Origin of the sequence: Butyrivibrio sp. (assembly GCF_017635265.1) — a bacterium.
Lineage (GTDB): Bacteria > Bacillota > Clostridia > Lachnospirales > Lachnospiraceae > Butyrivibrio.
This window is the reverse complement of sequence record NZ_JAGBLU010000091.1, coordinates 207,972-215,856: the sequence shown is the minus strand read 5'-3', so window position 1 is coordinate 215,856 and position 7,885 is coordinate 207,972. Positions and strand designations below refer to the sequence as shown.

Sequence of the window (7,885 nt, the reverse complement as noted above, 5' to 3'; positions counted from 1 at the left end):
CTCATATGAGCCAAAACTCCTTTATTCAAGCTTGGTTGGCGAACCCAAAAATCTTGTAATATCGGAGTTTTTCTACTTTAAGCTAAAGCAGCTGTTGTCCCCCTGCATAGCAGGGGGTTTTATTAAAGATGCTACACAAATAGTATAAGGGATTGCTGTTGCAATCCCTTATATATTAGCATAAATATACACCAATGTGAATATTTTTGAATAATTATTCATATTTTATGCATTACCAGAATACATGAGCTCCGATGATGATACCATCTCTTCCGTTTACTCTTCTGAAGTGAAGGGCGGTTCCAACGGTTGTCTCTCCACTTATAGCTGCCTGAGCCGCCTGATAGTTGGTATCTGAAATCTTGCCGCTATTGTATACCTTGGCAACTGTTCCGTTAAGTGCAGGTGTAAACTGACCTGATGCATAAATAACGCTGTAAATACTATTAGGATAAGCTCCACTCTTAACACGGTTCATTACAACCGCACCAACTGCAACTCGTCCTTCATAAGGCTGATTACCGGCTTCACACTGGATAAGTGCTGCAAGAAGTTTAACTTCATCCGCATCTGCACTAACAGCTCCTGTGTTTTTAGTGAGAGCTTTCTTCTTTTCCTCTTCCTCACGGATCTTGATAGCCGCTATTGTCTCACCCTGGTCAATCTTGAATTCTGTAGTAACATATTCCGACTGAACATAACCTGTTTCGTCGTTGTAATCCACACAGATCCATCCATTTCCCAGATCTTCAATCATATCTACGAAAGCTTTTTCTCCAAGGACTCCGATTATCTCGCCATCCTCAGATGCTTCGCTTCTGACATTAAGCGCACTGCTCTGGCTTGTTACCAGCTGTTTTCCTACATCTGTTGCAAGAGCCTGAGCCTCTTCATCAAATAAAAGATATTCATCCTTGGCCCAGCCAATCAGATCTCCTGACTGCAATTTGGTCCATCCGTCTCTTCTCTCAAGGATTCTTCCACCGCAGTCCTTGTATAATACTCCGACTTTCTGTCCATCTTCAGTTGGCTCTTCTCTCACGTTCATGACCTTACTGACATTGGCCATAACCAGTGTCGATTCTGTCGTCTGAGAAGAAGCTTCCGAACTTGCATCTGATGACTTTTCAACGCTTGCCGCAACTTTAACTTCAGTAGCGGTTTTATCAATTCCCAAAGGTGCTACCGGACTAACAATGTTAGATATACCTGCAGAAACTGAAACACCGTAAGCTCCGCCACCTGCCTGTACTGTCATTCCATGGGAATCAAAAAGAATCAAGACGAGACCGCAAATCATGATAAGTCTCATTATCCCACGGGATAACTCTAGCTTTTTATTCATATCCTTGCTTTCCTCTTTATCACCCTGACGAACGCCGGGTAAATATTACGAAATTATTTCGACTTGTTAACAAGTCGAAAACACTCCGAAAGAGATATTAACAAACATATGATTTTTTGTCAAATTTTGCGGCTTTTTTCAATACATGCCTGAACTGCATCCATTACAGTTCCTCTGAATCTCTCTTTTTCAAGAACATGTACCGCTTCAATTGTGGTGCCTGACGGTGAGCATACCATATCCTTGAGTTCACCCGGGTGTTTACCGGTCTCAAGAACCATCTTGGCACTTCCCAAAACTGACTGCGCAGCAAATTCATAGGCTTGTTTTCTGGGCATTCCTCCTGCCACGGCTGCATCTGCCATAGCTTCTATGAAAAGAAATACATAAGCAGGAGATGAACCGCTGACTCCTACCACAACATCCATCATTGACTCAGGAACAGTATAGGCTTTACCAAAACTCTCAAGGAGCTCTATTACAAAGTGAAAATCATTGTCTGTTACAAGGTCATTTCTGCAGACTGCTGAACACCCTTCCAAAACAAGAGCCGGTGTGTTCGGCATTACTCTTATAAGCTTAACCGGTTTCTCAAACTCTTTTGCAAGCCAGTTTATGGTTTTACCTGCAGCAATGCTGACAACAATCTTGTTCTCGTCAACACAGTCCATGATATCCGCAATAACAACCTTTAGATATTGCGGCTTAACAGCCAGTATGATTATGTCTGCATCTTTGGCAACTGCCTCATTGGAACTTCTGATCTGAATTCCATACTTACCTGCAACTTTAGTTCTTGTAGTTTCAGTTGCAGCTGTTCCTATGATCTCATTGGGTCCCATAAGTCCCTTGGCCAGTATTCCACCGATCATAGCCTTTGCCATGTTTCCAAGTCCGATAAATCCTATTGTCATTTTTATTACCCCCTTCTTTGTCTGGATGCTTCAAATGTTAATATCGCCGCAGATGTAGCAGCATTCATAGACTCAACTTCGCCCTTCATGGGAATCAGTATATATTCTGTAGCAGCATCAGCTGTTTCCTTTGTAAGACCGTTTCCTTCATTTCCAATCAAAAAAGCTGTGGGCTTTGTGTAGTCAAATTCATCATAGCTCTTTTTCCCTTTAAGATGCGCAGCATAAGTATTGATACCATTTGCAGAAAGTTTTTTTATCATTTCAGGAAGGCTTTCTACATATATAAAAGGCATTCTGAAAATTGAGCCCATGGTGGATCTGATGACCTTTGGATTGTAGATATCAGCCGAGCCTTTGCTGAGGATCACTCCGGTAACACCGGCTCCTTCACCTGAACGAAGCATTGTTCCAAGGTTTCCGGGATCCTGAATGTTCTCAAGAATAAGGATGAGCGGTTTTGCGCCTTCATCATCTTTATTATACCCTTTCAAAACTTCCTCTTCTGAATAATGGTACTGGGAAACCACCGCCAGAACTCCCTGAGGTGTCTGAGTGTCTGCCATCTTTTTCATGACATCATCTGCCACTTCCTCTGCACCATATCTCCAAAGAATCTCTTTATCTTCCTCAGTGGCTTTATCAAGAAATCTCTGCGTTACATACACTTCTCTTACCTGAAGAACAGGAGCCTCTCTGAGCATTTTCATACCCTCAATGACAAATACGTCTCCGTCCTTGCGGGCCTTGCTCTTTTGCACATAAGCCACTACCTGTTTTACTCTATCGTTATTAGTACTTGTTATCATTATCTTTCCTCTTATTCCATATACCCGGTTAGTGTATATAGTATAACACAACAAACAAAGGATAAAAAAACGGCGGATATAAAAAATCCGCCGTTGAATCATTTTTTCATCAAATATGTAATTAAAGAATACGTGCGATTTCGTACATGTACTCGTTGATATTCTTTTTCATAGCAAGAGCTTCATCGATATCGTAGTCAACAAACTGTCCGTTGCGATAGCCAACTACTCTGTTTGTCTTGCCTGCTGCAAGAATATCTGCTGCATAACATCCCATCATTGAAGCATATACACGATCCTTACATGTCGGGCTACCACCACGCTGCATGTAACCAAGAATTGATGCTCTTGTCTCAAGACCTGTTGCAGCCTCAATTCTACGAGCCATTGATGTTGAATGTCCAATACCTTCAGCGTTTACTATGATGTGGTGTGTCTTGCCTTTTTTACGGTTATCAATAATGTTATCAATGATACGCTGCTCATTGTAATCATATTTTTCAGGAAGAAGAATATCATCTGCACCGTTGGCGATTGAGCACCAAAGTGCAATGTAGCCGGCGTGACGTCCCATAACTTCTACGATACTAACTCGCTCATGGGAAGAAGATGTATCACGGATTTTGTCGATAGCTTCCATAGCTGTGTTGATAGCTGTATCGAATCCGATTGTATAATCTGTACAGGAGATATCAAGGTCGATTGTTCCGGGAATACCTACTGTGTTGATTCCCTGCTGTGACAGCTTCTGAGCTCCTCTGTATGAACCGTCACCGCCAATAACAATAACGCCATCTATTCCATGCTTACGGCAAATCTCAGCTCCCTTAGCCTGACCTTCCGGTGTTGTAAATTCCATGCAACGAGCTGTTCCAAGAATTGTTCCACCTCTCTGGATAATATCGGATACACTTCTTCTGTCCATATCAATGATCTCTTCATTGAGAAGACCCATATATCCTTTTTTAATACCCTTAACCTTAAGACCATTAGCTAAAGACTTACGAACAACTGCTCTGATTGCAGCATTCATTCCTGGTGCATCACCACCACTTGTTAATACGCCGATTGTTTTTATCTGCTTTGCCATATGCTTTCCTCGATTCCTAACCCTAACTAAAATTCATTGATAAATTTATGACATTTTTTCTAGAATATATTATCGCAATTAATTTAAATCTGCAATGGAAACGTTTCTTATTTCAATTTTTTTTAACATTTTAACTAATTTTTTTATCAAATTGTCTGCTTCATACCCGGTATTGGATGTTTAAAGCCTATGATGTATAATTTTAAAATAATTAATTTAGTTGAGGGAAAATATGGCTTTTACGCATCTTCACGTCCATACAGAGTACAGCCTTTTGGACGGTTCTAACAAAATAAAAGAATATGTAAACAGGCTTAAAAGTCTCGGCATGACAGCCGGCGCCATTACCGATCACGGTGTAATGTACGGCGTTATTGACTTTTATAAAGCGTGCCGGGAAGCAGGAATAAATCCTGTAATCGGATGCGAAGTGTATGTGGCTCCTTCGTCACGTTTTGATAAGGAAGCTACAGCAACCGATGACAGATACTACCATTTAGTTCTTTTAGCCGAGAACAATGTAGGCTATGCCAACCTTTCGCACATTGTAAGCCGCGGTTTTACTGAAGGTTACTACTACAAGCCCCGTGTCGATATGGAGCTTTTGGAGCAATATCACGAGGGTATAATTGCCCTTAGTGCCTGCCTTGCCGGTGAAATTCCCAGGAACATTATAAAAGGTGAAAATGCCAAGGCAAAAGAAGCTGCTATCCGAATGAATAAAATATTCGGACACGGCAATTTCTTTTTGGAGCTTCAAGATCATGGTATTCCTAATCAGCGGATTGTAAACAACACTCTTTTGGCTCTGTCAGATGAACTTGACATTCCACTTGTTGCAACCAACGACTGCCACTACACTTATGCTGATGATGCTGAGGCACATGACCTTCTTTTGTGCATCCAGACCGGTAAAAAAGTTTCTGATGAAGACAGACTGCGCTATGAGGGTGGGCAGTATTACGTAAAAAGCGAAGATGAAATGAGAGCTCTTTTCCCATATGCACAAGAGGCGCTTGATAACACGCAGAAAATCGCTGACAGGTGCCATGTGGAAATCGAGTTTGGTGTCACAAAGCTCCCACATTTCGAAGTACCGGAAGGATACGATTCGTGGACTTATCTCAATAAGCTCTGCATCGACGGGCTTCACGAAAGATACCCTGATGATGACGGAACTCTTAAGGAGAAGCTTGACTATGAGCTTGGCGTCATTAAGCGCATGGGTTATGTTGATTACTTCCTTATTGTATGGGACTACAACAACTACTGCCGCGAGCACGATATTGCTGTTGGTCCGGGAAGAGGTTCTGCTGCCGGAAGTATTGTTTCCTACTGCATGCACATAACCAACATTGACCCTATTAAGTATGATCTTCTCTTTGAAAGATTCCTTAATCCGGAACGTGTATCCATGCCTGATATAGACGTGGATTTCGAGTACGAGCGCAGACAGGATGTCATTGATTATGTTACTGAAAAATATGGTGCTGACAAGGTCGTTCAGATCATCACTTTCGGTACCCTTGCTGCCAAGGGTGTCATAAGAGATGTGGCGAGAGTCATGGATCTTCCGTACAGCTATGGAGACCAGATTGCCAAAATGATTCCCAATGAGCTTAACATCACTCTTGAAAAAGCTCTCTCCATGAATCCGGAGCTGCGCACCCAGTACGAAACTGATGAGACGGTTCACAAGCTCATAGACATGTGTAAAAAACTTGAAGGCTTACCAAGGCACACTTCAATTCATGCTGCGGGCGTTGTTATCTGTCAGGCTCCTGCCGAAGACCTCGTTCCTTTGTCACGCTCAGCCGAGGGAAATATAACTACTCAGTTCACCATGACTACCATAGAAGAGCTTGGACTGCTGAAAATGGACTTTTTGGGACTTCGCACCCTTACTGTTATCAAGGATGCCGTGCGTTTTGCCAACAATTCCATAGGTGCCAAAAAAGGTGACCCGAATTTCATTGATATAGATAATATTGATTACAACGATCCAAATGTCCTTTCTCTTATAGGAAGTGGCAAGTGCGATGGTATATTCCAGCTTGAATCCGGAGGTATGCAGGCCTTCATGAAAGAACTTAAGCCTCAGTCTCTTGAAGACATCATTGCCGGAATATCGCTTTATCGTCCGGGTCCTATGGACTTTATTCCTAAATACATATCAGGAAAAAATGACGCTGCATCCATCAGCTATCAGACTCCTGAACTTGAACCGATCTTAAAACCAACCTATGGCTGCATTGTCTATCAGGAGCAGGTTATGCAGATAGTACAGCAGCTTGGTGGTTATACTCTCGGACGTGCTGACCTTGTAAGACGTGCCATGAGTAAAAAGAAGCAGCATGTCATGGAAGTGGAAAGAGCTAACTTCGTTAACGGTAACCCTGATGAAAACGTCCCCGGATGCGCCTCAAAAGGCATATCTCCCGAAGTTGCCAATGCCATTTACGATTCCATGATGGACTTTGCCAAGTACGCTTTTAACAAATCCCATGCAGCTTGCTACGCTGTAGTTGCCCTTCAGACCGCATGGCTGAAAAACTATTACCCGGTAGAGTTCATGGCTGCCCTCATGACTTCAGTTATAGATAACCCCGGAAAAGTATCGGGTTATATCATGAGCTGCAGAAACATGGGAATAACTCTTTTACCACCTGACATTAACGAAGGTTATTCAGGTTTTTCTGTTACCGGACATGATGGTAAAAAGGCCATAAGATATGCCCTCACAGCCATAAAAGGTGTCGGAAGACCTGTTATTTCCGCTATTGTAAGAGAGCGTGAGCTAAGAGGCAAATTTAAGAACATCAACGATTTCCTCACAAGAATGCAGGGAAGAGAAAGTGATGTTAACAAAAGAGCTATTGAAAACTTCATAAAAGCCGGAGCCTTTGACTGTTTCGAGGGAACCAGAAAACAGCTCATGACTGTCTATGTTCAGATAATGGATCAGCTTCATAACAGCGGAAGGAACTCAATGGCAGGTCAGATGTCCCTGTTTGATCTTGCAGGAGAAACCGAGAAAAAGCAGTACGAAGTGCCTCTTCCAAATGTGGGGGAATTCCCTCGTGAGCTTCTTTTGGAATTTGAAAAAGAGGTCCTTGGAATCTATGTTTCAGGCCACCCTCTTGAAGAGTACGCCGGAATGTGGAAAAAGAATATCACTAACACCACAACAGATTTTTATCTTGATGATGAAAGTGGCATTCCCGTTGTAAAGGACAATACTACTGCCAAAATCGGGGGAATCATCAGTGATAAAAAAATAAAGTACACTAAAAATGATCAGGTAATGGCTTTTATTACTTTGGAAGATATGGTCGGAAGTGTTGAAGTGATAGTTTTCCCCAAGACATACGAGGCTAACGCCCCCCGTCTTAATGCTGATTCAAAAGTCTTCATTGAAGGCAGGGTTTCTGTAGAAGAAGACCGCGATGCCAAGCTTATTGCCAGCAAAATCACCATGTTTGAAGAAATTCCGAGAACAGTATGGATAAGATTTGCCAATCTGGATGAGTACAGCATTAACGAGGGCAAACTCTTTTCAATGCTGTCAGAAAGTGATGGCAAGGATGACGTTACCGTATATCTCACAGAAACCAAGCAGGTTAAAAAGCTTGGAAAAGGATACACCATAAAGGCAGATAAGAATATGATTGATGCGCTATCAGATGCATTTGGAAAAGAAAACGTTCAGGTTGTTTGATACAGCCTG

General features: G+C 42.2%; 5 protein-coding genes. 1 reads left to right on the top strand and 4 read right to left on the bottom strand.

The window, feature by feature from the left end; genetic code table 11:
- Positions 1-232: 232 nt before the first annotated feature.
- From J6O61_RS10990 to pfkA, 4 genes are all read right to left on the bottom strand, one after another.
- Positions 233-1,345, bottom strand: a complete 1,113-nt coding sequence (locus J6O61_RS10990; RefSeq protein WP_292213022.1) for a cell wall hydrolase — start codon at positions 1,343-1,345, stop codon at positions 233-235.
- Positions 1,346-1,464: 119 nt separating this feature from the next.
- A complete protein-coding gene (proC, locus tag J6O61_RS10985; RefSeq protein WP_292213020.1) occupies positions 1,465-2,259 on the bottom strand; it encodes a pyrroline-5-carboxylate reductase in 795 nt (264 codons plus the stop codon).
- 5 nt (positions 2,260-2,264) lie between these two features.
- Positions 2,265-3,068, bottom strand: coding sequence for a TrmH family RNA methyltransferase (locus tag J6O61_RS10980; protein WP_292213016.1), 804 nt, complete (start codon positions 3,066-3,068; stop codon positions 2,265-2,267).
- 121 nt (positions 3,069-3,189) lie between these two features.
- Positions 3,190-4,158 (bottom strand): 6-phosphofructokinase, encoded by a 969-nt coding sequence (gene pfkA / locus J6O61_RS10975; protein ID WP_022775861.1) that lies wholly within the window; start codon positions 4,156-4,158, stop codon positions 3,190-3,192.
- Positions 4,159-4,390: 232 nt separating this feature from the next.
- Here pfkA and J6O61_RS10970 point away from each other — a divergent pair, with 232 nt between their 5' ends.
- Positions 4,391-7,876: a DNA polymerase III subunit alpha gene (locus J6O61_RS10970; RefSeq protein ID WP_292213014.1), complete on the top strand. Its 3,486-nt coding sequence runs from the start codon at positions 4,391-4,393 to the stop codon at positions 7,874-7,876.
- The last annotated feature ends 9 nt before the right edge of the window (positions 7,877-7,885 follow it).

Bases quoted from the DNA above. Each gene is read 5' to 3' on its own strand.
- J6O61_RS10990 (WP_292213022.1), bottom strand. From the start codon at position 1,345: ATGAATAAAAAGCTAGAGTTATCCCGTGGGATAATGAGACTTATCATG.
- proC (WP_292213020.1), bottom strand. From the start codon at position 2,259: ATGACAATAGGATTTATCGGACTTGGAAACATGGCAAAGGCTATGATC.
- J6O61_RS10980 (WP_292213016.1), bottom strand. From the start codon at position 3,068: ATGATAACAAGTACTAATAACGATAGAGTAAAACAGGTAGTGGCTTAT.
- pfkA (WP_022775861.1), bottom strand. From the start codon at position 4,158: ATGGCAAAGCAGATAAAAACAATCGGCGTATTAACAAGTGGTGGTGAT.
- J6O61_RS10970 (WP_292213014.1), top strand. From the start codon at position 4,391: ATGGCTTTTACGCATCTTCACGTCCATACAGAGTACAGCCTTTTGGAC.